The organism is Desulfosporosinus sp. I2 (assembly GCF_000960765.1).
Classification (GTDB): Bacteria; Bacillota; Desulfitobacteriia; order Desulfitobacteriales; family Desulfitobacteriaceae; genus Desulfosporosinus.
The window spans coordinates 37,481-62,967 of record NZ_JYNH01000002.1; the positions used below are offsets into that span (position 1 = coordinate 37,481).

The 25,487-nt window shown below is 44.1% G+C and carries 21 protein-coding genes, 1 pseudogene and 1 other annotated feature; of the genes and pseudogenes, 20 read left to right on the forward strand and 2 right to left on the reverse strand.

Annotated features, from left to right (window positions below; translation table 11 throughout):
* Positions 1-7: 7 nt before the first annotated feature.
* The 9 genes from UF75_RS00900 (at position 8) to holA (ending at position 12,755) form a co-directional block, all read left to right on the forward strand.
* The gene (locus UF75_RS00900) at positions 8-1,768 is read left to right on the forward strand and encodes an adenylyl-sulfate reductase subunit alpha (RefSeq protein WP_045572720.1); all 1,761 of its coding nucleotides are present in this window, start codon (positions 8-10) and stop codon (positions 1,766-1,768) included.
* Between the two features lie 16 nt (positions 1,769-1,784).
* Positions 1,785-2,090 (forward strand): 4Fe-4S binding protein, encoded by a 306-nt coding sequence (locus UF75_RS00905; protein WP_045572721.1) that lies wholly within the window; start codon positions 1,785-1,787, stop codon positions 2,088-2,090.
* 137 nt (positions 2,091-2,227) lie between these two features.
* On the forward strand, positions 2,228-2,815 hold the full coding sequence (gene yqeK / locus UF75_RS00910) for a bis(5'-nucleosyl)-tetraphosphatase (symmetrical) YqeK (protein ID WP_045572722.1): 588 nt from the start codon (positions 2,228-2,230) through the stop codon (positions 2,813-2,815).
* Positions 2,799-3,158 carry a ribosome silencing factor gene (gene rsfS, locus UF75_RS00915; protein ID WP_197079289.1) on the forward strand — a complete coding sequence of 120 codons (360 nt, stop codon included), beginning with the start codon at positions 2,799-2,801 and terminating at the stop codon, positions 3,156-3,158. Before yqeK ends, rsfS begins: the two co-directional genes overlap by 17 nt.
* Positions 3,148-3,345, forward strand: a binding site (T-box leader). (Overlaps the previous gene by 11 nt.)
* Positions 3,346-3,426: 81 nt before the next feature.
* Positions 3,427-5,928 (forward strand): leucine--tRNA ligase, encoded by a 2,502-nt coding sequence (gene leuS, locus UF75_RS00920; protein ID WP_045572723.1) that lies wholly within the window; start codon positions 3,427-3,429, stop codon positions 5,926-5,928.
* 204 nt (positions 5,929-6,132) lie between these two features.
* A complete protein-coding gene (locus UF75_RS00925; RefSeq protein ID WP_045572724.1) occupies positions 6,133-8,265 on the forward strand; it encodes a cell wall-binding repeat-containing protein in 2,133 nt (710 codons plus the stop codon).
* Between the two features lie 225 nt (positions 8,266-8,490).
* A complete protein-coding gene (locus tag UF75_RS00930; RefSeq protein ID WP_045572725.1) occupies positions 8,491-9,087 on the forward strand; it encodes a helix-hairpin-helix domain-containing protein in 597 nt (198 codons plus the stop codon).
* Complete coding sequence (locus tag UF75_RS00935) at positions 9,084-11,543, forward strand: DNA internalization-related competence protein ComEC/Rec2 (protein ID WP_045572726.1); 2,460 nt, start codon at positions 9,084-9,086, stop codon at positions 11,541-11,543. The genes UF75_RS00930 and UF75_RS00935 overlap by 4 nt, the downstream gene beginning before the upstream one ends.
* Positions 11,544-11,753: 210 nt before the next feature.
* Positions 11,754-12,755, forward strand: coding sequence for a DNA polymerase III subunit delta (holA, locus tag UF75_RS00940; protein WP_045572727.1), 1,002 nt, complete (start codon positions 11,754-11,756; stop codon positions 12,753-12,755).
* A 271-nt stretch (positions 12,756-13,026) separates the two neighbouring features.
* On the opposite strand, the gene rpsT is transcribed toward holA, so the two are convergent.
* A complete protein-coding gene (gene rpsT, locus UF75_RS00945; RefSeq protein WP_045572728.1) occupies positions 13,027-13,299 on the reverse strand; it encodes a 30S ribosomal protein S20 in 273 nt (90 codons plus the stop codon).
* A 194-nt stretch (positions 13,300-13,493) separates the two neighbouring features.
* Between rpsT and UF75_RS00950 the strand changes: the two genes are divergently transcribed.
* The 3 genes and pseudogenes from UF75_RS00950 (at position 13,494) to murJ (ending at position 16,676) form a co-directional block, all read left to right on the forward strand.
* Positions 13,494-13,826 (forward strand): phage holin family protein, encoded by a 333-nt coding sequence (locus UF75_RS00950; RefSeq protein WP_045572729.1) that lies wholly within the window; start codon positions 13,494-13,496, stop codon positions 13,824-13,826.
* A 103-nt stretch (positions 13,827-13,929) separates the two neighbouring features.
* Positions 13,930-15,006, forward strand: a complete 1,077-nt coding sequence (locus tag UF75_RS00955) for a stage II sporulation protein P (protein WP_045572730.1) — start codon at positions 13,930-13,932, stop codon at positions 15,004-15,006.
* 100 nt (positions 15,007-15,106) lie between these two features.
* Positions 15,107-16,676, forward strand: a pseudogene (murJ, locus tag UF75_RS00960) (murein biosynthesis integral membrane protein MurJ).
* Positions 16,677-17,086: 410 nt separating this feature from the next.
* On the opposite strand, the gene UF75_RS27940 reads toward murJ, so the two are convergent.
* Complete coding sequence (locus tag UF75_RS27940; RefSeq protein ID WP_156146158.1) at positions 17,087-17,275, reverse strand: hypothetical protein; 189 nt, start codon at positions 17,273-17,275, stop codon at positions 17,087-17,089.
* Positions 17,276-17,331: 56 nt separating this feature from the next.
* Between UF75_RS27940 and UF75_RS00965 the strand changes: the two genes are divergently transcribed.
* The 8 genes from UF75_RS00965 (at position 17,332) to nifN (ending at position 25,430) form a co-directional block, all read left to right on the forward strand.
* On the forward strand, positions 17,332-17,772 hold the full coding sequence (locus UF75_RS00965; protein ID WP_045572731.1) for a HutP family protein: 441 nt from the start codon (positions 17,332-17,334) through the stop codon (positions 17,770-17,772).
* Positions 17,773-18,285: 513 nt separating this feature from the next.
* Entirely contained in the window at positions 18,286-18,603 is a 318-nt protein-coding gene (locus UF75_RS00970; protein ID WP_045572732.1) for a P-II family nitrogen regulator, read from the forward strand.
* 2 nt (positions 18,604-18,605) lie between these two features.
* The gene (locus tag UF75_RS00975) at positions 18,606-18,989 is read left to right on the forward strand and encodes a P-II family nitrogen regulator (RefSeq protein WP_045572733.1); all 384 of its coding nucleotides are present in this window, start codon (positions 18,606-18,608) and stop codon (positions 18,987-18,989) included.
* A 29-nt stretch (positions 18,990-19,018) separates the two neighbouring features.
* On the forward strand, positions 19,019-19,846 hold the full coding sequence (gene nifH, locus UF75_RS00980; RefSeq protein ID WP_045572734.1) for a nitrogenase iron protein: 828 nt from the start codon (positions 19,019-19,021) through the stop codon (positions 19,844-19,846).
* 39 nt (positions 19,847-19,885) lie between these two features.
* Positions 19,886-21,319 (forward strand): nitrogenase molybdenum-iron protein alpha chain, encoded by a 1,434-nt coding sequence (gene nifD / locus UF75_RS00985; RefSeq protein ID WP_082074956.1) that lies wholly within the window; start codon positions 19,886-19,888, stop codon positions 21,317-21,319.
* A 24-nt stretch (positions 21,320-21,343) separates the two neighbouring features.
* A complete protein-coding gene (nifK, locus tag UF75_RS00990; RefSeq protein ID WP_045572736.1) occupies positions 21,344-22,762 on the forward strand; it encodes a nitrogenase molybdenum-iron protein subunit beta in 1,419 nt (472 codons plus the stop codon).
* Positions 22,763-22,780: 18 nt separating this feature from the next.
* Positions 22,781-24,148, forward strand: coding sequence for a nitrogenase iron-molybdenum cofactor biosynthesis protein NifE (nifE, locus tag UF75_RS00995; RefSeq protein WP_045572737.1), 1,368 nt, complete (start codon positions 22,781-22,783; stop codon positions 24,146-24,148).
* The gene (gene nifN, locus UF75_RS01000; RefSeq protein WP_045572738.1) at positions 24,141-25,430 is read left to right on the forward strand and encodes a nitrogenase iron-molybdenum cofactor biosynthesis protein NifN; all 1,290 of its coding nucleotides are present in this window, start codon (positions 24,141-24,143) and stop codon (positions 25,428-25,430) included. The genes nifE and nifN overlap by 8 nt, the downstream gene beginning before the upstream one ends.
* Positions 25,431-25,487: the final 57 nt, after the last annotated feature.

Below are 25,487 nucleotides of genomic sequence, written 5' to 3' on the forward strand. Positions count from 1 at the left end.
AAAATTTATGTCAAGAGCAAGTTTGCCCCAATCCTTTGATAAAATTGAAGAGATCCGCATCGATACCGATATTTTGATTATCGGAGCAGGAAATGCCGGTTGTTTCGCGGCCATTGAAGCCAAGCGTCTCAACCCTGATTTGAAAGTTACTTTAATGGAGAAAGCACATATTGACCGCAGCGGATGCCTAGCAGGTGGTATGGATGCGATTAACACCTATATTAAAAAGGATCGTACTATCGAGGATTTTGTCCGTTGGAGCCGTTCTCAGGCCGGTGGTCTGCTCCGGGAAGATTTGACCATTTCGATGGCTGAGGTTTTAAACAAGCCTATCGAAGAATGGGAAGAGTGGGGTATGCCTATTAAATATGAAGAAGACGGCGAGGAATATAAAACCAGGGGTAAATGGGATATCACGATCAGTGGTTCCGAGATGAAGGTCATTTTGGCGGAAAAAACTCGTGAAACTGGCTGCGAAATTATAAACCGTGTAGTAGCGACTAATTACCTGATGGAGGGGAATAAAGTCATTGGTGCTATTGGTTTTGGTGTGAGAGACGGTAAGGTGTATATCATTCGGGCTAAGGCCACCATTATAGCCACCGGCGGTGCAGCTGGTTTGTATAAGCCGTATCAAAACGATGGAAACGACAGTCACCACCAGCTCTGGTATGCCCCCTTTAATGTAGGGACTGGTTTTGCGATTGGTATTCGTCAGGGTGCTGAAATGACAACCTTTGAAATGCGCTGGTGTGCCACCCGAACCAAAGATTTTAATGGCCCCATCGATACTATTTCAGTAGGTTATAAAACACCGATGATTAACTGCAAGGGCGAGCAAATTCTAAAAACACGTTACGCTCACCTAGGTGGAGATGCCGCTCCCCGTTATATCCGGGCTAACGCGCCGATGGATGAGTGGCGTGAGGGTCGTGGTCCCTGCTATGTGGATACCACCCATATGACTTCCGACCAAATCCATGACATGAAATGCGATTATCTAAACGAGCGCCCCAGTTATGTCTTATTTCAAGCTAGCCGAGCACAGGATATAAGTAAGGAACCCATCGAAATTTATGGCTCTGACCCTTACATTGTAGGCGGACATACAGCTAGTGGTTATTGGGTCGATGTCAAAAGAGCTACCACCTTACCCGGATTATATGCTTGTGGGGATGTGGCGGGTGGCACACCCAATAAATTTGTGGGTGGTTGTGCCGCTGAGGGGCTCTTGTCTGCTAGGGCTGCCGTTGACTATGTAGCTAGTGTAGAGCTGGGCATCCTTAATGAAGAGCAAATTTCTAAAGAGAAGGATAGAATTTTTGCACCTGGTTTCCGCCATATTACCGTAGGTGACGGTGTTACACCTCGAGAAATGGAAGAAAGGCTGCAGCGTCTGATGGATGAATATGCCGGGGGAGTGCACCAATTTTTCAGAATGAATAAAGAAGGTCTCGAATATGCCCTGCGCAACCTCAAAATTTTGAAGGATCAAGTTAAATACCTGATCACGGCCGATCTTCATGAGTTGATGGATGCTCATGAAGTCATAGACCGATTAGACGTAGCTCAGGTACTGGTGCACCACCTGATGTACCGTGAAGAAACCAGATGGGCTGGTTGGCAAACCCGTGCCGATTTTCCGGAAAAGAACGATCAAAAATTTGATTGCTTTGTAAACTCCCGTTATAACTCCGAAACCGACGATGTAGAAATGTTTACTCGCCCTTATGAACAAATTATCTCAGGGGACCGCTTAAAAGCTTAAGAAGGAGGGTGACGAGATGCCACCAGTCGTAAATCTAGATAAATGCCAAGGGTGCGGAAAATGTGAAGAAATATGTCCAGGAGATCTAATGGAATTAAATGAGGAAAAGAAAGCGTTTTGCCGGGCTAAAAGAGATTGCTGGGATTGCATGGCTTGTGTAAAGGCCTGCAAGTTCGGGGCTCTTGAAACTAGGATTCCGTATCAATTGGGGTATTATCCAGCTAGACTTATTCCCAAGGTACGAGAAAAAGAAATTGAATGGACCTGTATTGATATCAATGGTAAGGTTGAAAAGTTCCTGGTGAAGACCCACAATAAATAGAATTTGAATCATTAGATTGGGTAGGGATTCTGACGGATGGTCAGGATCCCTTTTTTATTCTGTTTGCATAGGATTGATTAATTGATATAATATTTAGAAATAATATAGAGAAGAGATAAAAGGAGAGCGGGAGATACGTGATTTTACAGATTAAAGAGTTGTCGGATTTGGCAACTCGTGTTCTTTCAGCAGAACGCCTGGAGCATACATTAAAGGTTGCAGAGTGGGCGGAGGAATTGGCCCGACATCATGGGTTGGATCCTGTTAAGGCTCGATGTGCTGGGTTGGCCCATGATTTGGCGAAAGAAATTCCTTTAAATAATCAATTAAGATTTGCGCGTCGATGGAAGTTGCTTCATTATCCTGAAGATGAACAAAGTCCATATGTTTTGCATGGTCCTGTGGCGGCCTATTGGTTAGAGCATTACTATGGATTAAAAGATGTTGAAGTCATAGCGGCTGTTGCGAATCATACCTTGGGGAGACCGGGGATGTGTCGCTTAGAGATGCTAATCTATAGTGCAGATCTAACGGAATCCAGCCGTGATTTTCCAAAAGTGGACATTTTGCGCCAATCCTTGTATGATGATTTAGAAAAGGGTACGTTAGCCTGTGTTGAACACACTTTGATATATTTAAGGGAAAGCAAACGCCCTATTCATCCCTTAACTCAATTAACCTATGATGATTTACAAAGGAGGCAATCTATTGGAACTGGATCTTAAAAAGCTTGGAGAAGTGGTTAGTATTGTTGAAGATAAAAAGGGGGGAGATATTTCCCTTTTGGATCTCCGAAAAATTTCAATGGTTTCTGATTATTGCTTGATTGTTACGGGGAATACCACCACGCAGGTCAAAGCAATCACAAATCATCTAGAAGAAAAGTTACCTGAAATCGGTATTCCGGTTATTCATCTTGAAGGTTTACCGGCTGCCAAATGGGTTTTGATGGATTGTGGCGGTGATTTGGTGATTCATGTGATGACCCCTGACCAACGTGAATTTTATAAGCTTGAGCATCTCTGGAAAGATGCGGAAGCCATCGTTTCAGAAACACGTCATTGCTAGGATAGGGAGTAATACTGGAGAACCCTTGTAAAGAGAGGCGGCGGGAGGTGCGAGTCGCTATAGGGAACTTCAGGAACTCGCCCTGGAGCTGTGTTCAGGTCACAATGAACATCGGTGCGAACCGTTAAAATCGTGTAAGCACTTATAAATTGGGTGGTATCACGGGAGCTAGCCTCTCGTCCCTTTGGGACGGGAGATTTTTATATTTATTTTATTAGTTCGATTTTATTAGTTCGATCTGGATACTTATTTCTAAGGAGGAAGTTTTATGCAAGAGAAGTATTCGTTTTCTGAAATTGAATCAAAATGGCAGAAACAATGGTTGGAGGACAAAGCCTATCAGACAGAGGAAAACTCCTCAAAGCCTAAGTACTATGCCTTGGCTATGTTTCCTTATCCTTCAGGAGATTTGCACATGGGACATGTGCGAAATTATTCAATCTCTGACGTGATTGCTCGTTACAAACGGATGAACGGATACAATGTCCTTCACCCGATTGGGTGGGATTCTTTTGGCTTGCCAGCAGAAAATGCAGCGATAAAGCATCAAACTCCTCCGGCGGATTGGACTTGGAAAAACATTGCTAATATGAGGCGTCAGCTTCAAGGGATGGGGATTTCCTATGATTGGGACCGGGAAATTGCGACTTGTCACCCAGGGTATTATAAATGGACTCAGTGGATGTTTTTAGAGTTTTATAAACATGGGTTGGTGTACAAGAAGAAGGCGGCCGTAAATTGGTGTCCGTCCTGTGCCACGGTGCTTGCGAATGAACAAGTGGTGGATGGGGGATGCGAACGCTGTGATACCCTTGTTACCAAGAAAAATTTGGAGCAATGGTTTTTTAAGATCACGGATTATGCGGATGTTTTACTTCAGGATTTGGACAAGTTACCGGGTTGGCCTGAAAAGGTAAAGACCATGCAACGCAATTGGATTGGGCGTTCTGAGGGAGTGGAAGTCCAATTTCCTTTGGAGGCACGACCGGAGAAAATCCCGGTGTATACTACCCGGGTCGATACCCTTTATGGGGTGAGCTATGTGGTCCTAGCCCCAGAGCATCCCCTTGTCTTGGACCTGGTAGGTGGGACAGACTATGAAGCGGATGTACTGGCTTTTATCGAAAAAATGAATGGTCTTAATGAAATAGCACGAACGTCTACCGATGCTGAAAAGGAAGGGCTGTTTATTGGCGCGTATTGTCTTAATCCGTTAAGCGGGAAGAAAGTGCCGATTTGGATTGCCAACTATGTTCTGCTCGAATACGGTACGGGGGCTGTTATGGGTGTGCCCGCCCATGATGAACGAGATTTCGTGTTTGCTACGAAGTATGGGCTAGAAATTAAAACGGTCATTGTGCCGACTGAAAGTCCATCTGATGCAAAGAATCAGCCACTTGAAGCTGCTTACACCGGGGATGGAATTATGGTTAATTCCGATTCGTTCGATGGTCTCAGCAGTGATGAGGGTTGGGAACGAATTGCCGATGAAACCGAGCGCTTGGGGTTAGGTCAACGGAAGGTTAATTTCCGCTTGCGTGACTGGCTCATTTCTCGTCAACGTTATTGGGGTGCACCGATTCCGATGGTTTATTGTGAGGCTTGTGGAACAGTACCCGTTCCGGAAGAACAGTTACCAGTCATGCTTCCGCCGATTACTGTTTTTAAAGCTGGGGAAAATCCGTTGGCCACGGCTAAGTCGTTTATTGAAACAACCTGTCCACAGTGTGGAGGAGTTGCTCGGCGTGAAACAGATACAATGGATACGTTTGCTTGTTCTTCTTGGTACTTTTTGCGCTATACTGACCCTCGCAATACGGAGGCAGCTTTTGCCAAACCGGCGGTGGATCAGTGGATGAATGTCGATCAGTATGTCGGGGGCGTCGAACATGCAATTCTTCACCTTTTATACGCACGCTTCTTTACCAAAGCCTTGAAGGACTTTGGATACTTAAAGGCGGATGAACCCTTCCAGAACTTGCTCACGCAGGGGATGGTTTGTATGGATGGATCCAAAATGTCAAAGTCCAAAGGAAATATCGTAAGTCCTGAAGCGATCATTGGTAAGTATGGGGCGGATACGGCTCGTTTATTTATTCTGTTTGCCGCGCCTCCTGAGAGAGATTTAGAGTGGAGCGATCAAGGGGTTGAAGGGTGTTATCGTTTCTTTAACCGCATATGGCGCTTAGTGGCTCAGTATGAGCCTCTGATTAAGAAAAGTCTGGCTTCGGGTTCCTCTAAGCAAGCGGGTGAAGAATGGGGAGATCTGGACGAAGCTGGCAAAAAGATGCGCCGTCACACCCACTTAGCTACCCAAAGGGTGACCACTGATTTGGGAACGCGCTTCAATTTCAATACGGCGATTAGTACTATTATGGAATGGGTTAATGCTTTGTACCTTTACAAAGAACAACCCACGGCAGATGCTGAGGTCGGACGTGAGGCTGTGGAGAGAATTTTAATACTTCTAGCTCCTTTTGCACCGCATATAACTGAAGAGCTTTGGCGGGAAATTGGGCATTCGGAGAGTATTCATAAACAATCCTGGCCAGAGGTCGATGAGACCGCACTGGTTCAAAATGAAGTGACTGTTATTCTTCAGGTGAACGGTAAAGTCCGTGACAGAGTTCAAGTGCCGACTGAAATCCCAACGGCAGAATTGGAGAAGATCGTTCTTGCTTTGCCTGTTGCAAGCGAATGGACTCGCGGAAAATCGATCGTTAAGGTTATTACAGTTCCGGGTAAGCTGGTTAACATTGTGGTTAAGTAATAGGGATTTATATTAGTTACTTTAGACCGAGGGATAGGGTTCTTTTGAATTCTATCCCTTAACTGTTTTTCCAGGGTTAGCTCTCTTTGATGATTCATAGAAGATAAAATTAATTTCTTTGTAAAAAAGAGGAATTCTAGATTAATTATAGAAATTAGTGATGAGGAGAATCAATGTTATTCTGGAAGCTGAGGAGGAAACTATATGAGATCAAAGAAGAGAGTAACCTGGGTTGTGACGTTACTAAGTTTTTTACTTGTTTTAACGGGGTGTAGTGAAAATCAGCAGGTCATTTTTGATGGTGCCCTGAAAATGCAAAATGTGACGTCTTTGCAACAGCAGACAACGATGACCTTTAAATTAAGCGGCTCAGGATTTGAGCCTGCTGTCCAGCAACAAGTGGATATGGCCACTGCGTTTATGAATAATGCAAAACTTGATCTAAAGGTCAAAACAAGTGGTAATGAGGAGAGAACTATTAATAAATCTCAAGTCGATATCAACTTGGCGATGCAGGGGATGAATATCGCAATTCCTATTTGGGTGGATTCGGATTTAGCTGCAAGCACTCCAAAAGTAACAGAGATTGTTAAACTTCCTCAAATAGCCACAGCATCTTTGCCACCGCAGTTTGCAAGTAAGGAGTATATGGTTTTAAATCCCTATACTATGGCTGCTTCTGGACAAAGTAATCTTGATATGTCTAAGCTTGCTGCCTTAGGCAAGAGTATGCAACTAAAACAAGTTGAATTTCTCACCAGTTTTTCAAAACGCTTTAATCCGGATATAAAGGTAGTCTCTAAGGGAAGTCAGAATTTACTTACCAGCGAAGGCACTAAGTTAGCACAGCTTTATGAAGTTAAACTTAATGATTCGCAATTAAAGGATTTTATCCGCTATACGGTCAATAACTTTGCCAATGACAAAGAGGCAATGTTGTTTGTCAAGGAGTTCATGGATTCCATACTCGAAGTTAGCCAAGTTCCTGAACAAGTAAAAACCCTCAGTGAGTTTGATCAAGCGTTTGAGGAGTTTAATGTCAACAAGCAAGCGTCTCTCGATAAATTTAATGGTGTTATGGATCAATTAAAAGGGGTTACCATTTTAGGCGATCAAGGCATAGAGGTACAATATGCTATTGTTAATGGGTATGTTGTGAAAAAGAGTGGGACTATCGATCTGAAAGTAGACTTAGCTCAAATTGAGCAATTGATAAATACCCTCAATGGACAACAAGGTACGTCGTCAGATGCAAAGGGTAATTTGAATCTGATGGTCAACTTTAGTACGGTTACTTCTGATATCAATGCCCCAGTAGAGATTCAGATTCCAGAAGTAAACCAAAACAACTCTTTTGATTACATGGATTTAATAAAAACCTTTACTCCAAATCGCTCAGCACGTGTGGCAGGGCAGGATGGTTACAAAACAGCTAGAGCGATTGGCGAAGAGTACAGTAACGGCGGTCAATGTACTAGTATTATCTTAGCATCGGGCGTTAGCTTCCCGGATGCATTATCGTCCAGTATCCTGTCTAGAAAGTTTAATGCTCCTATTTTACTGGTAGGAACTACCGTAGAAGAATCATCAGAAGCTTTCGACTTTATTGCTTCACATTCAAATCCAGATACAAAATTCTATATTATTGGAGGAACAGGGGTAATCGGTACATCCTTCGAAACAGAACTCCGCAAGGTCGGACATGAAAATATTGAGCGTTTGAGCGGGTTCGACCGTTATGATACAGGTATGGCAGTGGTGGAGAAAGCGAACGTAGAGCCAGGGACACCTGTATTCGTAATTTCGGGCGAGAGCTTTCCAGACGTTCTAAGTGCTTCTAGCTTCGCAGGGTCAAAACAGTACCCAACCCTTCTGGCTGGACAGAATTATCTTGCAGACAAAACAAAAGCTTATATTAAAAATAATAAACCTTCGACCGTATATATTGTTGGTGGAGTTTCTGCTGTTTCGCAGTCTGTTGAAGATCAAATTAAAGAGCTAGCGCCTACTGCTATCGTCAATCGTCTTGCGGGAAATGATCGTTTTGATACAGCGGGTGTAATACTTAACCAGTTTTCAACTAGCCCTCAGAAGGTTTATTTAGCCAATGGGTTTAACTATCAAGATGCGATTACGGGAAGTGCATTGGCGGCTAAGACAGGCGACCCGGTTCTTCTGATTGACCATACTCTTGGGACACTTCCCCCTGCAACTGAGGCTTACCTCAAAAAACTCCGGGCTGCAGGAAGTCGTCCTATGGTTAGGGCGTTAGGTGGAGTGGTTGTTGTTCCTGATCTTCTTATTAAACAAGCTGAAAATATTTTGGATGGAAAGTAGAGCGACAAGTAATCAAGGACATTTAACTTTTAAGGATTAGTTCCTAAAATATAATAGCTAACTTATGGATCAGGGCGGTTTTTGACTTGAAATGCAAGTCAAAGAACCGTCCCTTTCTTGTGTTCCCTTTTGTTCGACAGGATTAACTTCTTCTCGCAGCAGGAAAAAGAAGGAATAAAGCGAAATCAAAATAAATGACGCTACTAAGGAACGGGGGAACTGGGAATGGAGAGTAAGCTTCGCTATGCCTGGTGGGTTGTGCTCTTTGGGCTTGTTATTTTGGCGATATGGAAGTTTTTTTTGCCGAATAATTCAAGTGCGGTTCTCCAAAAATCGGTTTCAAATCGAGAGATTGTGGTTTATGTTGCAGGAGCTGTGGAAAAACCCGGGCTTGTTCATCTGGCACCAGATGCTCGTTTGGATGATGCGCTTAAACAGGTTCGGCCCTTGTCAGAGGCTAATTTAGAAAGCATGAATCCTGCTGAAAAACTAAAGGATGGACAAAAGGTGTCTGTGCCGTATAAAAGCTTGCCCGCATCACAGGGGTCTGCTGTAAGCGGGAATGCAACGAATACAATCCCTGTGGCGAATCAAGCTACGGCTGCTAGCTCAGCATCGACAAATGGAAAAATTAATATCAATACTGCTGGAGCAACTGAACTGGATAAGTTAGCCGGAGTCGGCCCTGCGTTGGCGGAACGGATTATTCAATATCGTACGGAGCACGGACCTTTTGCTCGGGCTGAGGATTTGGAAAACGTTTCTGGAATTGGGGTCAAGACTTATGAAAAAATGGCTTCGCAAGTGACGGTTGGGCCATGAAAGATCCTTGGATTGGTCGAACAGTTGCCCTCTTATTGGGAGGAATTTGCGGTTCTTATCTTCCAGGACAGAGTCGGGTTTTGGTTTTTGGAATTCTTGTGCTCTTTGGGGTACGCCTTATATTATGGCGGCCCCGTGAATTTTTTGGTCGAGTATTTCGTCCGGAAATACTTTTGTGCGGAGCAAGTCTCTTGCTTGGCTTTGGGTATGGTGCTCTAGCCGAGCGTACACTTCCTGAACCTCTCATTTTAGACCGCGTTGAGATCGTTGGGATGATTAAAGACTGGACTATCAATGAGGATATGGCTGTTGGCATACTAAGGGTTGAGGAAGGAGAATTAATTGGACAGACCTATCGGTTGACGGTTTATCCTAATAAAACAGGGGATATACCGGGAGAATGGGAGCGGATTCGGCCTGGGGATCACGTGAATTTCCGGGCAAATATAGAACGGCCTAAGCCGCTGGGAACACCGGGGGGGTTTGACCGTCGTCTTTACTATGGAGTTCGGGGGTTAAGTGGAACTTTAAGCGCTCAAGGGGATGTTGTGGTTCTTGCTATCGGGGAGCCGAGTTTAAGTTGGACGATTCGCCAGCAAGTTCGAAATCGTCTTCAGGCTTTCGATTCAGAGGAAGTGGGGGTATTAGAGGGAATTCTTTTCGGTGATTCAAGTCGGATTCCTGATGAGGTTCAAGAACGTTACAAAGTGACGGGTGTACTCCACGTTTTTGCCGCTTCAGGTTCCAATGTTGCGTTTGTGCTAGGGCTGTCTTGGCTACTGTTAGGCTTTGTGCCAAAGGGAATTCGGATTAGTGGAACAATCTTGGTACTTTTGCTTTATGCTACACTCTGTGGAGGGAACGCTCCGATTGTAAGAGCAACGATTATGGGAATCGCATTTTTGCTGGGGCGTTTAGGGCGGGGGAAAGTAGCAACGCTGCGTTGGTTGCTATTTGCCGGGGTAGGTCTTTTTATTCATAACCCCTTAATTATTCAGGATGTTGGTTTTCAGCTTTCGTTTTTGGCAACCTGGGGCATTGTGGTATTAACTCCTCGAATTCTTAAACTAGAATTTCTTGTAAAAGTCCCTAAATTTATTCGTTTTGCGATTGCAGGAACTCTTGCTGCCCAAGTGGCTACCTTGCCAGTTTTAATGACTGCATTTCATCGTTTATCCTTGATAGGACTTCTTACGAATATTTTTATTCTCTTCGCCATAGGTAGTGTTCTGGAAGTTGGACTTATCGGGGTGCTGCTCTCGTTCACGGGGGAGTTGTCTGCTCCGTTCTTTCAGGTGAGTTTATGGCTTTTAGACGGTGTGAATAGATTTTTAAAGGTGTTGGCAGACTTACCCTATGCGGATGTTTGGGTTCTAAACCCCGGATTTCTCTTTGGACTTTTCTGGTACGGTGGAATTGGAACCTTTTTGTGGGGAAAACAGAAAACTCTCTTTTGGCTGAAGGGAAAGTCACTTTTTCTCAAAAGAGGGTTTAAAACGATAGTTTCTAAGATTTTTGTACGATTTCCTCTGGAAATTCCTCAAGCGGTGCAGCAGAGGTTTGTGCTACAGACCATTCCTCCCTTGAGTAGAGACAGGGTATTCGTCCAAATTGTTGCATTGCTGCTAATGGTTCTTTTCCTCTGGAGTCCTTGGAATTTTCAAAATGATTTAGAAATCGTGATGATCGATGTGGGACAAGGGGATGCTATTTTAATTCGGACACCCAGGAAACAGGCTATCTTGATTGATGCTGGTCCTCGCAATGATCGATTTGATGCAGGGGAACGAATCGTCCTTCCATATTTATTGCTTAATAGAATTCGGCATTTGAATGCTTTGTTAATTACTCATGAACATCAGGATCATATTGGCGGAGTACGGACGGTGCTGGCTAATGTTCCGACTGATTGGGTAGGGGTTCCTGATGTAGGAGAACGATTAGATAATGAGGAATGGAAAGAGGGGCTTCCAGAAAAGTCTGCTAATCAGGATTTGGGACTAAGAATGCTTCAAGCAGGAGACCGAATTGATCTTGATTCTGGGGCTTGGCTGGATGTCTTGGGCCCCAATCAGATACTTGAAGGGACACATTCGGATGCCAATAATAATTCTTTAGTTCTCAAGCTAAATTACTTAGGAAAAAGTGTCATGTTAACAGGGGATATGGAGCAAGAAGAGATGGTAAACCTCGTCAAGACGGGTGAAAATTTGGAGACGGATATTTTTAAGGAGCCACATCACGGGAGTCGATTTTCTCTGTATAGGCCTTGGCTGGATAGTATTCGTCCCTATGCTGTATGGATCTCGGTGGGGAAAAATTCGTTTGGACACCCCTCGCAGGAAGTATTACAGTATTGGGGGGATCGTCAGGTCCCGGTATTTCGAACGGACGAGCATGGAACCCTTCGACTTTTAATAGGAGAACGCGGAATATTGTTTATTCCCGGCCATTAAATTTGGAGCGTGTGAGCAATCTCTAAAAAGTTTCATAAATTGATCCATAAATGTATAAAAAGGAAATACTGGGTAACAATAACAAGGAACATCTCTTTTCTCCTCCTCTTTCTTTTGCTCCTCCACACCAGTGGAGGACTTTTTTTGTTGAAAGGGGGGTGCTGGCTTTTTTCGCTGGTCTCTTATAAAATGAGGGGAGGGGGGATCTGAATGCGTGAGATTGAACGAATTAAGGAAAGTGTAGCCAAGGGGAAGATTTCACCTATTTATTTGTGGTATGGGGAAGACCGTTACTTGATTCAAGAGGGATTGAAGGTTCTTAAGTCGTTCTATTTCATGAAGGATCCTTCTGGAAGCGGAATTGAGGTAGTTAATGCCAACGAAATGACTCCGGCGGAGATTGTAGAACTGGCCAATACAATGTCCTTTTTTGCTAACCGTCTGGTTATTGTAGAAGATGTGTCTTATTTTAAAGATGGACAAACGAACGATTTGGAGCCGTTCTTCGATTATTTTGCCAGTCCAAACCTTTCGACGTGTCTCTTATTTATTGCCGAGAGTGTGCATAGAGGGAGAAAGTTCTATAAGGGGTTAGAGCGAGTCGGAGAAATTTTGGAATTTTGCGCTCCCAAACGAATGCCGGATTGGCTTGCTTGGCTTCAGTCAGAATTAAAGCTTCGGGGAAAATCGATGGATACTAAAGTCTCTTCCTTTTTTCTAGAATGGGCAGGACATCATACGGGTGTTTTAAATCAAGAATTGGATAAGCTTGTGGTTTATACTGGGGAGCGCAAAACGATTACAGTGGAAGATATTAAAGAGATTACAACACGTACGCTTGAAGCTTCTGTCTTTGATCTCTTGGATGCTGTGGCAGTTCGATCTTCTGCCAAGGCTTTAGAGGCTCTTGAAGAGGTGTTGCGAAAAGAGCATCCTTTGAAGGTTTTAACGTTAATGGTTCGACAAGTTCGGCTTTTGTTAGGGTGTATGGCCCTGCGGGAACATGGCGGGAACGTGGCTGAGGCTCCTTCTGCGTTAGGGATTTCGCCGTTTGAAGCACAAAAGCTTTGGCAGCAATCTGCCAGGTTATCTCCAACAAAATTAGTTCAGGCGTTAAAGGAGTGCCAAAATACGGATTTGGCGATGAAATCAGGCGGGGGAGAGCCGGGGCAATTGCTAGAAATGATGATTGTTAAGTTTTGCAGAGATTAGGGGAGAGGAAGTTTCTTAGCACGTTCGCACAACGTTCCATTTGCTATTCGCTTGTCGCCCAGGCTAAACCGCAAAACTTCTGGGCTTTCTGCATGTGAACAGTTGCGGTTCTTAACGCCTGATCGACTGCGCTCATTGACGCAATTCCACTAATCGTGCTCACTAAGCTAAGGAACTTCCTCTTGGCTTGGGTCGAGGTTGGTGCAAGTATAATCTTAAATAAAAAAAGAAAGCGACGTTCTGTCGCTTTCCTTTTTTATAGCTTTATGTTTTAGCTAACTTTAGTAAAGTGCTTGCTGAATCTACTCGTTAGACGGGACTTCTTGCGAGCAGCAAGATTTTTATGAATCAAACCCTTGGAGGAGGCTTTATCCAAAGCACGAGTTGCCTTTTTCAAAGCGAGTGCTGCAGTCTCGGAATCCGTGCTAATTGATTCTTCGAAACGACGAATGATTGTCCGTAAAGAAGATTTCGCAGAAGCATTCTTAATCGTGCGAACTTTTGCCAGCTCAACTCTCTTAATCGCGGATTTAATGTTTGGCACTAATAGTCACCCCCTTTGGTTGTGTTATTCAATGTATTGTTACACAAACTACATTTTAACATTAGCACGCAAAATTATCAAGGAAAAACAGGAAATAAATGATATTAATAAATGTGCAGATATTGTATAAACTAAACCTTGTATCTAGGAAACACTTTTGTCGAGAATGCTAATAAATGATTGGAGGGCAAACTATGTTAGGAATGATCGTGCGGTTTGTTGTTTCGGCGTTAGTTTTGTTGTTAGTCAGTTGGATTGTTCCTGGACTTCGTGTGAATGGGTTTACTGGAGCTTTGATCGCTGCTGCGGTGATAGCGATAATCGGCTATGTCATTGAAAGAGTATTTGGAGACAACAAAATTTCACGCATGGGACGGGGTTCAATTGGGTTTATTACGGCTGCAGTAGTAATTTACCTTAGTCAGTTTCTTATTCCTGGGTACATGAGTGTTTCAATTATTGGCGCTTTATTAGCTTCGCTGGTCATCGGGATTGTGGATAGCTTTGTTCCCACGACACTACGTTAGGACATGAGCATTTACCATAGTTTTTAGATGAAAATGCAATTGTTTGTTCTACAGTGGACTTGCCCCTCATAATTCTTTTATAAGAGGAAGGGGGACAAGTCCTTTGTTACGGGAAGATTTTTATCAACGTCAAAAAAAACAGTTTAAAATTTGGTCGCTTAAAGAGTGGATGCGTGGGTTTATATTAGGGTTTGCCAGCCTCTTGGTAATTTTGGGTTTAGCTTATGCCATACGTAGCGGGAGTTCACTTCAATTGGTTCGTTTTTTAAATCAACAAGCATTTCCTTTCGAAGCAATTTTATTGGAAGGGGCACCTGGTTATTCTCAGCCTGAGCGCGCTCGTTTAGATTTGGCTAGGCATCAAGGAATGGCGGTCAGTATGTTTTTATTAACGGGTGTCAATATCTCAGATCCGCGTACCTTTTTTTTGGGTTATTTTTCGCATCCACCGGAAGGGCCGGTTTGGTTGGGGTGGGCCTATAATCCCAATGATCCAGAGTTTGAAGGTCCAATTCTTGAGCCCATCGAACCTCAAATTTCCGCTGGGAATGAACCTCAAGGGACCTTGATTCCAAGGGCAGCAGACGTAAAAGTAGGGATTTATAATACGCATAATAGTGAAAGTTATGCAGGAAATGGAGGTCCGGAACGACAGCAAGGAGAAAATGGAGATGTGGTAACGGTGGGTGAAACTTTAAAGAAAGCCCTTGAACGGAATGGAGTCGCAACCGCCCATTCGACACAGATCCATGATGCTGTCGATTTTATGAAAGCCTATGGGGAGTCTGTGAAAACGGCTACTCAAATGACGAAAGATTATCTTGCTCTGAAGGTTTTGATAGATGTTCATCGGGATGGGCTTCCTCCCGGGTTTTCTAAGTCAACGGTTAAAGTGAACGGTCGTGAGATCAGTCGGGTTATGGTGGTTATTGGCAAGAAAAACCCACACTGGCAGAAGAACGAGGCGTTAGCCAAAGAACTTATAGCTTTGGGGGAAAAGAAGTATCCTGGGCTTTTTATACACAATATTACTTATGCAGCGGATGCCCGGTATAACCAGCATCTCTCTGACGGCGGGTTGTTATTGGAGTTTGGGAGTCAATTAAATACGTTAGATGAAGCTAATGGGGCCGCTGAGGCTGTAGCAGAGGTCTTGGCAGATTATTTGAAAAAGCTTTAGGACTATGTTCGAGGATTTCCCCCCCCTTTTACCGTCACATAAAAAATGCTATAATTCGGGGTGGTAGATTAGGACGATGGGGAGAAGAGGTTTACTCGATATGTCATCAACCAACCGAACACTTTTAAAGGCTGCGGGTTTTTTAATGGCGGCTCAAATGATTTCGAGGGTTTTGGGTTTTTTACGGGAATCATTGATGGCGGGCTTTTATGGACAGAGCGGTGTTACGGATGCCTATAATACGGCGTTTATTCTTCCCGATTTATTATATTGGCTGTTAGTAGGCGGAGTTTTAAGTGCCGCCTTTATTCCTGTCTTTTCTGAGTATATCGCCAAAGGAAATGAAGATGAGGGTTGGCGGGTTGCTAGCTCTGTTGTGAATTTGATTTTGCTTACCCTTGGGGTGTTCGTCCTAGTGGGGCGTTTTTTTAACTCCCCTGTTTATTCGTATGGTGGTTCCAGGGTTTGAGCCTAAAAGCATGGTCCTTGCTACCCACTTAACACGAATTCTTTTGCTACAGCCTTTGTTTATGGCGTTAAGCGGTTTGACGATGGGGATTTTGAATTCTTACAAGATTTTTTGGCCCTCAGCAGTTGGAACAGTGCTTTATAATGCGTGTATTATCTTTTTTGGAACGATTTTAGCGAACCCGGCTAAGCCCGAAAGTATTTCAGGCTTTGCTGTTGGGGTTGTGGTCGGGGCAATTGTCAATTTTGCTGTTCAAATCCCTGCTTTAAGAAAAGTAGGGATACGCTATTATCCGGTCATCGACTGGCGGCATCCAGGAGTTCGCTTGATCGGGGCTTTAGCTGTGCCTATTATCCTCAGTTATTCTCTAAACCAGATTCAGGTGGTGGTCAATAATAACTTTGGGTCTTTGCTGTTTCCGGGAAGTATTACTGCTGTCTGGTGGTCTTATCGTCTTTTCCAGTTACCGGTGGGGATCTTCGCTTTGGCTATTGCGGTGGCGACTTTTCCAACGATGACGGAACTAGCGGCTTTGAAACGGTGGGATGATTTTCGGCTGACCCTTTCCAATGCCATTCGTATGGTTATATTTATTACTGTACCAATTTCTGTTGGGATGATCGTTTTGCGCTTTCCATTGATTCGCGTTTTGTTTGAGCACGGTCATTTTACGGCGTCAGATACATTAACGATGGCGATTCCTTTGTTTTATTTTTCGCTTGGGATATCGTCACAAGCAGTGATTCAGATTCTGCCGCGAGCTTTTTATGCCCTTCAGGATACTTGGACACCTGTTATATTAGGAATTATTGCGATGGCTATAAACATTTTAGCCATGTATTTATTGATAGGTCCTCTGGCTCATGGGGGGTTAGCGTTTGCCACAACGATTGCTGCTTTTGTTAATATGCTGCTTTTGTTTTACCTACTACGCAAGAAGTTAGGAAAAATGGATGGTTGGGCTATGTTTGGGACTAGTCTAAAATCCCTAATCGCATCGCTTCTTATGGCGATGGTGATCTGGGTATGGATGGAGTGGCTAACCTCGTTGATCGGTGTTCGTACGATAGCTTCATTAACAGTATTAGTCACTGGAACGGCCATCGGAGGGATTGTCTTTGCCTTGCTGGCAAAGCTTTTGAAAATGAAAGAGTTTGAGCAGGTGATGGGTTTGGTGCGACGGAAGATTGGGGCGCGTTAAGTCGCCATTTAGTCACTGAAAGAATACAGTATTCCGAGCAATAAGGGACATCTTATATAGTGACAAACGGTAAATTATCAGGTACTATAATAATATCACTTAGCAATAAACATTCGGCAACGAAGCCGTCAAGATGTCTTTAAGATATCTGGCGGCTTTTTTCATGTCCTAGTCTAGAGGTATAAGTTCAAGTCTACCGTCAGCACCTGAGGGCTTGCCGCCAGCTTAGTTTGTTTTATAGTGTCAGAAAGAATAACTTTCTTACACTATAAGTGCAACTAAGGCGGCCGCCTTCGCCAAGGGTCCCGTCTCGACATCACGGCACCTAGTAATCACGGCACCTTGCCATCCATGGCGGTGCTCTAAGCTCAAACGTCTTGTTAAGTGTTGGCTATAGGAACACTTGGCCATTAATGGCCAGCGGTCCCTTCTCGCCATCCTGCAAGAAGGTTAATACGTGCAAAGACAGTGTCCGCAAGAAGGGTAATCCGTGCGAAAACAGTGTTTTCGTGGGCTACAGGGACACTCGGCCAATCTACACTGCAGGAGTATGCGTAATGAGTTGCAGTGTGGCGATAAGCTCGTCCGCTTATCGTCATGGCCAGCGCTTGGCGCCAACCTAGTTTTCTTTATTGCACTGGAGGGAGGGTAAACCTTGAAAGGTCCAATAACGGAAAAAGTTAAACCTTCCTTAGAACGGTCAGCTTTACTACTAGCGATGACTGAGACAAGAGAGGAAGAGGATAAGCTCAAAAGGTCTTTATTTGGGTCGTTTAACTTTCGGTGTGGCGCAACGGAGCTCGGAGGAACGGTAGCGAATCTTCAACACACTGGTAAACTAACCAATTCCGTTATGGCAACTGCGTTTAACACGGGAGTCATTCCTAAAGAAGATCGGAAGATTCATGCGTTGATTCATGCGACTTTGGAAGCTAGCAACAGTATTTTTATTCATACCAATAGCAATGCCAGTTTTGCTCTTAAAATTGGGTTAACGACGGACTCAGAGTGGATTGCTGTCGCAATATTTGGTCGCTCTTCCCTTCATCCTCTTTTAGAGCATGCTCGTGTGGGGTTGGGAGTTATGCATCTTTGATTAAAGTATGATAAGAGAGCAGTGTTACAGTGATCGGTATGAAGTGATTCTCTTAATCCAAGTATTGCTGTTTGTAGGATGATTGTGATTTTAATTAGTATAAGAGTGATGAAGTTTTAGAGTAGTAGGTTAGTATTAGAGATAAGGACAGAGATAGAGAGTAGAAAATAGGGACAGAGTTAGAGTTAGAGTGTTAAAGTATTTAGTGAGTATTTAGTTATTCTTGAAATGTACAACTTCATAACCGGGCACCAAATCGATAAGATGATTTGGAGCGGAAAAGTGTTTTAGAGAGCCCTTAATTATAATGAATTGAGGGCTCTCTTTGTCTTTTTCTTTAGCAAAGTTAGAAATAAATGCGGGAGCAAAGACCAAATTATTTTAAGCATAGTTAGGGAGGTGATGCGATGGAGTTTTATAAATGCCCCGGTGAAAGTATACATTTTGGGTCGTCCCTTCTCGCCATCCATGGCCAGCGTATGTTAATCCAAACTTAAAAGGAGGATGAATTTTATGAAAATGATTAGAGCTATTGTAAGACCTGATAAAACAGAGGTCGTCGCTGAGGCCTTAGCGCAAGCGGGAATGCCTTCGCTGACGAAAATGCACGTATTTGGGCGGGGAAGAACCAAGGGAATTCGAATCGGTGACGTAGTTTATGATGAGTTTCCAAAGACCCTTCTTCTCTTAGTTATTGACGACGAAAAACTTGATGAAGCAATCTCAGTAATTCTCGAAAGTGCTAAAACTGGAACGATGGGCGATGGCAAGGTATTTGTGACCGAAGTCGAAGAGGCATACACCGTGAGTAAAGGGACAAAGGGGTTGTAAAAATGAAGGAAATAATGACTGTGATTCGACGGCATCAGGTACCCGCGACAAAGAAGGCTTTTGAAGACGCCGGCTTTCCTGCTCTTACAATTCAAAGTGTAGAGGGCCGAGGTAAACAAGGTGGAATCGGAGGATGGGCCTCTGAAGTTGATCCGGAATTGAACACCGTTATGAGTTCAGAACTAGCGGATGATACGAAATTTAATTGGATTCCGAAACGGATGTTAACGATCGTTGTTCAGGATGATCAAGTTGAAGAAGTGGTCGATGTGATTATCAAAGCCAATCAGACAGGGCATATGGGTGACGGTAAAATTTTCGTAATGCCCTTAAAAGAAGTTGTTCGCGTTCGTACTGGGGAAGTCGGAAAAGAAGCTGTTATTTAGTATTAGGTATATAGAGGAGATGTATTGAGATGAGACAAATTGCAATATATGGAAAAGGCGGCATCGGAAAATCGACAACAACCCAAAACACGGTCGTCGCTCTAGCAGAAATGGGGAGAAAAGTTACGATTGTTGGTTGTGATCCTAAAGCAGATTCCACACGTTTGATTTTGCACAGTAAAGCGCAAACGACGGTTATGGACTTAGCCCGCGAACGAGGGACTGTCGAAGATTTAGAGCTGGATGAGGTTTTAGTGGAAGGGTATTTAGGGGTTCGATGTGCAGAGTCAGGGGGGCCAGAACCCGGAGTTGGGTGTGCAGGCCGGGGGGTTATTACGGCGATTAACTTCTTGGAGGAAAATGGAGCATATACAGCAGATACAGATTATGTCTTCTACGATGTTTTAGGTGACGTTGTATGCGGTGGGTTTGCAATGCCGATTCGCGAAAATAAAGCTAAGGAAATTTATATTGTTACTTCGGGAGAAATGATGGCCATGTATGCAGCCAATAATATTTCCAAAGGAATTTTAAAGTACGCGCAAACGGGGACTGTTCGTTTAGGAGGATTAATCTGTAACAGTCGTCAAACTGACAAAGAAAACGAATTAATCGAAGCTTTGGCTAAATCCTTAAATACTCAAATGATTCACTTTATGCCTCGGGATAATGAGGTGCAACGCGCTGAAGTGCGTAAAATGACCGTTATTGAATATAACTCTACCCATAAACAGGCAGATGAGTATCGAGCCTTGGCCCAAAAAATTGAGAATAACACCATGATGACCATCCCGACTCCGCTTTCCATGGATGCTTTGGAAGATTTAATGATGGAATTCGGGATCATGGATATGTAATTGTTGATCAGTGATTGAGATATGAGGGAGGACAGCGTTATGAGCACAAGGGAGACAGTAGATTTCCGGAAACAAGTCGTGGAAGACGTTTTGGAGATTTATCCGGAAAAGGCTAAAAAGAATCGAAGACAACATATTGCGGTCAAAGATAGTGAGTGTGCAAGTTGCGCAGTCAAATCCAATGCGAAAACAGTTCCCGGCATTATGACCGCGCGGGGGTGTGCTTACGCTGGAGCTAAAGGAGTTGTTTGGGGTCCGGTTAAGGATGTCGTGCATATTTCCCATGGACCAGTCGGCTGTGGCTATTATTCTTGGGGCAACCGCCGGAATTTAGCAGACGGAGAAATCGGTGTTGACAACTTTGTACCTTTTCTCTTCACCTCAGACTTCCAGGAAAGCGATATCATCTACGGTGGGGACAAAAAACTGGAGAAAATAATTGACGAGGTTGTGGGGCTTTTCCCGAACGCCAAAGGTGTTTCTGTTCTCTCAGAATGTCCTGTCGGACTGATTGGAGATGACATTGAAAGTGTAGCTCGCCGCATGAGCGAGAAAATAGAACTTCCAGTCATCCCGGTTCGTTGTGAAGGGTTTAGGGGAATAAGCCAGTCTTTGGGCCATCATATTGCTAATGATGCCATTCGGGATCATCTGTTAGGTAAAGGTCCAGCTAGAGAAATTGGACCGTACGATATTGGAATTATCGGCGATTATAATATCGGCGGAGATGCCTGGGCCAGTAAAAAAATTCTGGAGGAGATGGGTTTAAAGGTTGTAAATATTTGGACGGGCGACTCTACGCTGGAAATGCTTCAGAATGGACATCTTGTCAAGCTTAATTTAATCCACTGCTTCAGAAGTATGAATTACATCGCTAAACACATGGAAGAAACCTATGGTACTCCTTGGATAGAATTTAATTTCTTCGGACCCACTAAAATTAAGGAATCAATTCTTAAAATTGCTGCCCAATTTGATGACTATATTATGGAAAAAGCCCTAAAGGTGATCGAGAAATATGCAGCACCGATGCAAAAAGTGATTGATACCTACCGCCCGCGCCTAGAAGGAAAAAGCGTTATGCTTTATGTAGGAGGTCTTCGACCGAGACACATTGTGGGAGCTTATGAAGATTTGGGCATGGAGGTTATCGGAACAGGCTACGAATTTGCTCATAATGAGGATTACGAGAAAACCATTCCTGCCTTAAAAGAGGGAACGCTGATTTATGACGATGTGACTGCTTTAGAGCTCGAAGAGTTCGTAAAGAAGCTAAAGCCAGACTTAGTTGGATCAGGGATCAAAGAAAAGTATGTCTTTGAGAAAATGGGTCTTCCCTTCCGTCAAATGCATTCTTGGGATTATTCAGGTCCGTATCACGGATACGAAGGATTTCCTATCTTTGCTCGGGATATGGATATGGCCATTAATAGCCCTACCTGGAAATCAATCAAAGCTCCTTGGACAAAATAAATCGGGCAGAAAGGATGTCACACAATGGAAACTTGTACTAAGGTAACAAAAGAATGGCTGAATACTCAAGAATACCGAGAAAAGAATTTTGCCCGTGAAAAGCTGGTCATTAACCCGGCCAAAGCTTGTCAACCCCTTGGCGCCTTGCTTTGTGCCTTAGGAATCGAAGCAAGCCTCCCGTTTGTTCATGGTTCACAAGGATGCGCTGCCTATTTTCGCAGTACCCTGTCCCGCCATTACAGGGAACCTGTCGCAGCAGTATCTGATTCTATGACTGAGGATTCGGCGGTATTTGGCGGACAGTCTAATCTTATTGAAGGTTTGAAGAATGCTAATGCACTTTACAGCCCTAAAGTGATCGCTATGTTCACGAGCTGTATGGCTGAAGTTATTGGGGACGATATCAATGCTTATTTAGGCAATGCCAAAGAACAAGAGGCAATTCCCAAAGATCTTCCGGTAGCCTTGGCTAACACCCCGAGCTTTAAGGGGTCGCATATAACCGGGTATGACACTATGCTCAAAGGTCTCATCGAGTGTTTAGCCACGCCTAGACAGGAGGATAAAATCAACAACCGGCTTTATGTTGTCCCTGGTTTTGACACTTATACCGCCAATCTTCGTGAGTATAAACGACTTCTTAAAGTGATGGATGCGCCTTATACTCTTTTACCTGACCAGAGTGATGTTCTGGATGCTCCTAATTTGGGTACCTACGAATTGTACCCTGGTGGGACACCGATTACTGAAATGAATGATGCTTTAAACGCTGCAAGTTTCTTATTCGCTCAGACTTACTCTACTCCGACAACCCGTAAATATTTGGCCAGTATGGAAGTTCCGGTCGAAGTGATTTCTATGCCCATCGGGGTAGAGAAGACGGACAAATTCATCGAAGCAGTTGCCAAATTCACGGGGAAAGACGTACCAGAGGAAATTACCATTGAACGGGGACGTTCGATCGATGCCATGACGGATTCCCATCAATATATTCATGGCAAGAAATTTGCACTGTTTGGTGATCCGGATGTTCTGATAGGAGTCGTTTCATTTTTGCTTGAAATGGGAGGAGAACCGGTCCACATTGTTTGTACAAATTCCACCCCATTATTCAAGAAAGCTATGGAAAGTATGCTGGCGGCAAGCCCTTATGGTCAAACGGCCACACTTTATGCCGGCAAAGATCTATGGCACCTCAGATCCCTGCTGGTTACGGAACCGGTAGATATGTTAATCGGTGACTCACATGGTAAATGGGCTGCACGTGACGCTGATATTCCGCTGGTCAGAATAGGCTTTCCCATCACGGATCGGGTAAATCTCCATCGTTATCCCATCGTTGGGTATTCCGGAGTTATTAATATGATAACCATGATCGTGAATACGTTTTTGGAGGAGAAAGACAGGACTTCTACAGACCCATACTTTGAAATGATGCGTTAAAGGAAGGGAGGGGTCTTTGTGTTTACCAATCTTACAAAATTGGATCTCAAAGATAAACAATGCATGTCGGATGCCGGTGCTCCTAAATTATGCATGAAGGCCCTGCCCGGCGAAGGCGCAGAGAGAAGTTGCGCTTATGACGGGGCACGAGTTGTGCTCATGCCTATTACGGATGTTGCTCACCTTGTTCATGGACCGATTGCCTGTGCCGGAAACTCTTGGGATAACCGAGGAGCTCGCTCCTCCGGTTCCCAACTTTACCGACGGGGACTGACGACAGATATTATGGAAAATGATGTAATCTACGGCGGAGAGATTAAGCTGAAAGAGTCGATCTTGGAAATCGCGGCAAGACATGAGCCCAAAGCCATCTTTGTCTACGCAACCTGTGTTTCTTCGTTAATAGGAGATGACGTCGACAAGGTTTGCCGAGAAGCGGAAGCTGAACTGACTATCCCGGTGATTGCCGTTAATTGCCCAGGCTTTTTAGGGGACAAAAATATTGGCAATCGGATTGCGGGGGAAGTTTTATTTGAACGGGTTATCGGTACAGGGGATGGGCCAGATGAGAAAATACCCCTTTCCATTAACCTAATCGGGGAGTATAACATCGCCGGGGACCTTTGGGGGGTTATACCTGATTTGAAGAATTTAGGGATCACACTTCAAACGGCGATTACCGGGGATGCCAAATTCGATGACCTACGTTCAGCTCACAGGGCCAGCCTTAATGTGCTGATCTGTTCTAAAAGTTTGACCAACCTAGTCAGGAAAATGGAAATCTGCTATGGTATTCCCTTTATAGAAGGGTCGTTCTACGGGATTCATGACACCTCTGAAACGCTGATCCATATCGCCAAAGCACTCAATGATCTTGACCTGCTGGAAAGAACCCTTGTCTATGTTCAAAAGAGGGAGGACGAAACACGTAAGACCATCGCGGGATACAGAAAGTTACTGGAGAATAAACAGGCCATCTTGTTTACGGGCGGGGTTAAGACCTGGTCTATGGTATCTACCTTGGCCGAATTAGGAATTAACATTTTAGCTGGAGGAACGCAAAACTCCACACCGGAGGATTTCCATCGCATGAAAGAACTTATGGATCCCTCTGCCCAGATTATTGAAGATACAAGTTCGGCGGGTTTTCTAAAGATTATTGCAGAGAAAAAACCAGATCTGATCGTAGCCGGAGGAAAGACAAAATATCTAGCGCATAAAACAAGAACACCCTTTTTAGATATTAATCATGGTCGAAAACTACCTTATGCCGGTTATCAAGGGATGGTTACCTTTGCAGAGACCTTAACTCGTACGGTGCTGAGTCCTGTTTGGGGGCTTTTAAAGCAGGAATTTCCCCCAAAGGAGGGTGAACAAGATGACTAAAACAAGACATTATGAAGGAAACCCGCAGAAAAATAGCTCTGCTCTAGGGGCGACTCTTGCTTACCTTGGCGTGAATGGACTTTTAGCTTTGCTGCATGGTTCTCAGGGATGTTCCTCATTTATTCGGTTACAGCTTTCAAGGCACTATAAGGAACCGATTCCCCTTAACTCAACAGCCTTATTAGAAGACTCGGTCATTTTTGGCGGTTGGGAACATCTTAAAAAAGGAATTGCTGTGGCAGCCGATAAATATAAGCCTCAAATTATCGGAGTGATGAGTACTGGGTTAACTGAAACTTTCGGAGATGACATGGTTAGCGCACTGTCTAGCCTGCGCTCAGAAAGACCGGATTTAAACGATCTGCCTGTTGTCCTGGCCAGTACGCCGGACTATATCGGTTCCATGCAAGAAGGGTATCAGCGGACGGTAGAGGCTCTGATTACGACGTTGGCTGGACATCCAACCAAGAGGTTTGAACAAGATTATTCTGAGGAAGTCCCTTCCATAGCCTTGCTACCTGGTTGTCATTTAACCCCGGGCGATGTCGATGAGCTAAAAGAGATCGTGATGGAATTTGGATTTAGGCCCATTACCATTCCTGATCTTTCAATTTCTCTAGATGGGCATGCTGAACTGGAAGCGGCTCCGGTGGTTCAGGGTGGAACCTTACTTGAAGATTTTCAGCGTTTGGCAAAGTCTAAGGCCTGTTTGTCGTTTGGACTAAGTATGAAGGATGCGGGAGAAATCGTAAAACAAACATACGAAATTCCTCATTTTAATTTTCCTTCTTTAACTGGCCTAGAAGTAACAGATACGTTCGTTTTAACTCTAGCAAAGATATCAGGTAAGCCGATACCGGCGAAGCTGCTCCGACAAAGGAGCAGATTGTTGGATACTCTAGCCGACTTCCATGACCAACTTGGCGGTCTGAAAATAGCGATAGCCTTGGAGATGGATCTGATGTATAGTCTAGCCTCCTGCTTGGTTGAGGTAGGTGCTGACCTTTCTGTAGCCTTGGCGGCATCCCAAGCAGGCATCCACAAACTATCCCTACCTATCCCGATCGAAGTGGGAGATTTGGAAACCCTCGAGGAACGAGCGGGTCAGAGTACGCTAATTATTGCCAATTCGAACGGTCGTCAAGCCGCAGGACTGCTGAAAATTCCTCATTTAAGAGCGGGATTGCCAGTCTTTGACCGGGTTGGCTATCCACAAAAATGTTGGATTAGTTATGAAGGCACTCAACAATTTCTTTTTGACACTTTGAATGCAGTAGGTTAGGGAGAAAATCGACAAGGTCGATAGCTCCACATAACAAATACAAGAATGAAGGAGATA

Excerpts from the sequence above, each read along its gene's own strand:
- UF75_RS00975 (WP_045572733.1), top strand. The coding sequence starts at position 18,606 with ATGAAGGAAATAATGACTGTGATTCGACGGCATCAGGTACCCGCGACA.
- UF75_RS00935 (WP_045572726.1), top strand. The coding sequence starts at position 9,084 with ATGAAAGATCCTTGGATTGGTCGAACAGTTGCCCTCTTATTGGGAGGA.
- nifH (WP_045572734.1), top strand. The coding sequence starts at position 19,019 with ATGAGACAAATTGCAATATATGGAAAAGGCGGCATCGGAAAATCGACA.
- UF75_RS00970 (WP_045572732.1), top strand. The coding sequence starts at position 18,286 with ATGAAAATGATTAGAGCTATTGTAAGACCTGATAAAACAGAGGTCGTC.
- UF75_RS00930 (WP_045572725.1), top strand. The coding sequence starts at position 8,491 with ATGGAGAGTAAGCTTCGCTATGCCTGGTGGGTTGTGCTCTTTGGGCTT.
- holA (WP_045572727.1), top strand. The coding sequence starts at position 11,754 with ATGCGTGAGATTGAACGAATTAAGGAAAGTGTAGCCAAGGGGAAGATT.
- UF75_RS00950 (WP_045572729.1), top strand. The coding sequence starts at position 13,494 with ATGTTAGGAATGATCGTGCGGTTTGTTGTTTCGGCGTTAGTTTTGTTG.
- leuS (WP_045572723.1), top strand. The coding sequence starts at position 3,427 with ATGCAAGAGAAGTATTCGTTTTCTGAAATTGAATCAAAATGGCAGAAA.
- nifN (WP_045572738.1), top strand. The coding sequence starts at position 24,141 with ATGACTAAAACAAGACATTATGAAGGAAACCCGCAGAAAAATAGCTCT.
- UF75_RS00905 (WP_045572721.1), top strand. The coding sequence starts at position 1,785 with ATGCCACCAGTCGTAAATCTAGATAAATGCCAAGGGTGCGGAAAATGT.
- nifK (WP_045572736.1), top strand. The coding sequence starts at position 21,344 with ATGGAAACTTGTACTAAGGTAACAAAAGAATGGCTGAATACTCAAGAA.
- UF75_RS27940 (WP_156146158.1), bottom strand. The coding sequence starts at position 17,275 with ATGACGATAAGCGGACGAGCTTATCGCCACACTGCAACTCATTACGCA.
- nifD (WP_082074956.1), top strand. The coding sequence starts at position 19,886 with ATGAGCACAAGGGAGACAGTAGATTTCCGGAAACAAGTCGTGGAAGAC.
- UF75_RS00900 (WP_045572720.1), top strand. The coding sequence starts at position 8 with ATGTCAAGAGCAAGTTTGCCCCAATCCTTTGATAAAATTGAAGAGATC.
- UF75_RS00925 (WP_045572724.1), top strand. The coding sequence starts at position 6,133 with ATGAGATCAAAGAAGAGAGTAACCTGGGTTGTGACGTTACTAAGTTTT.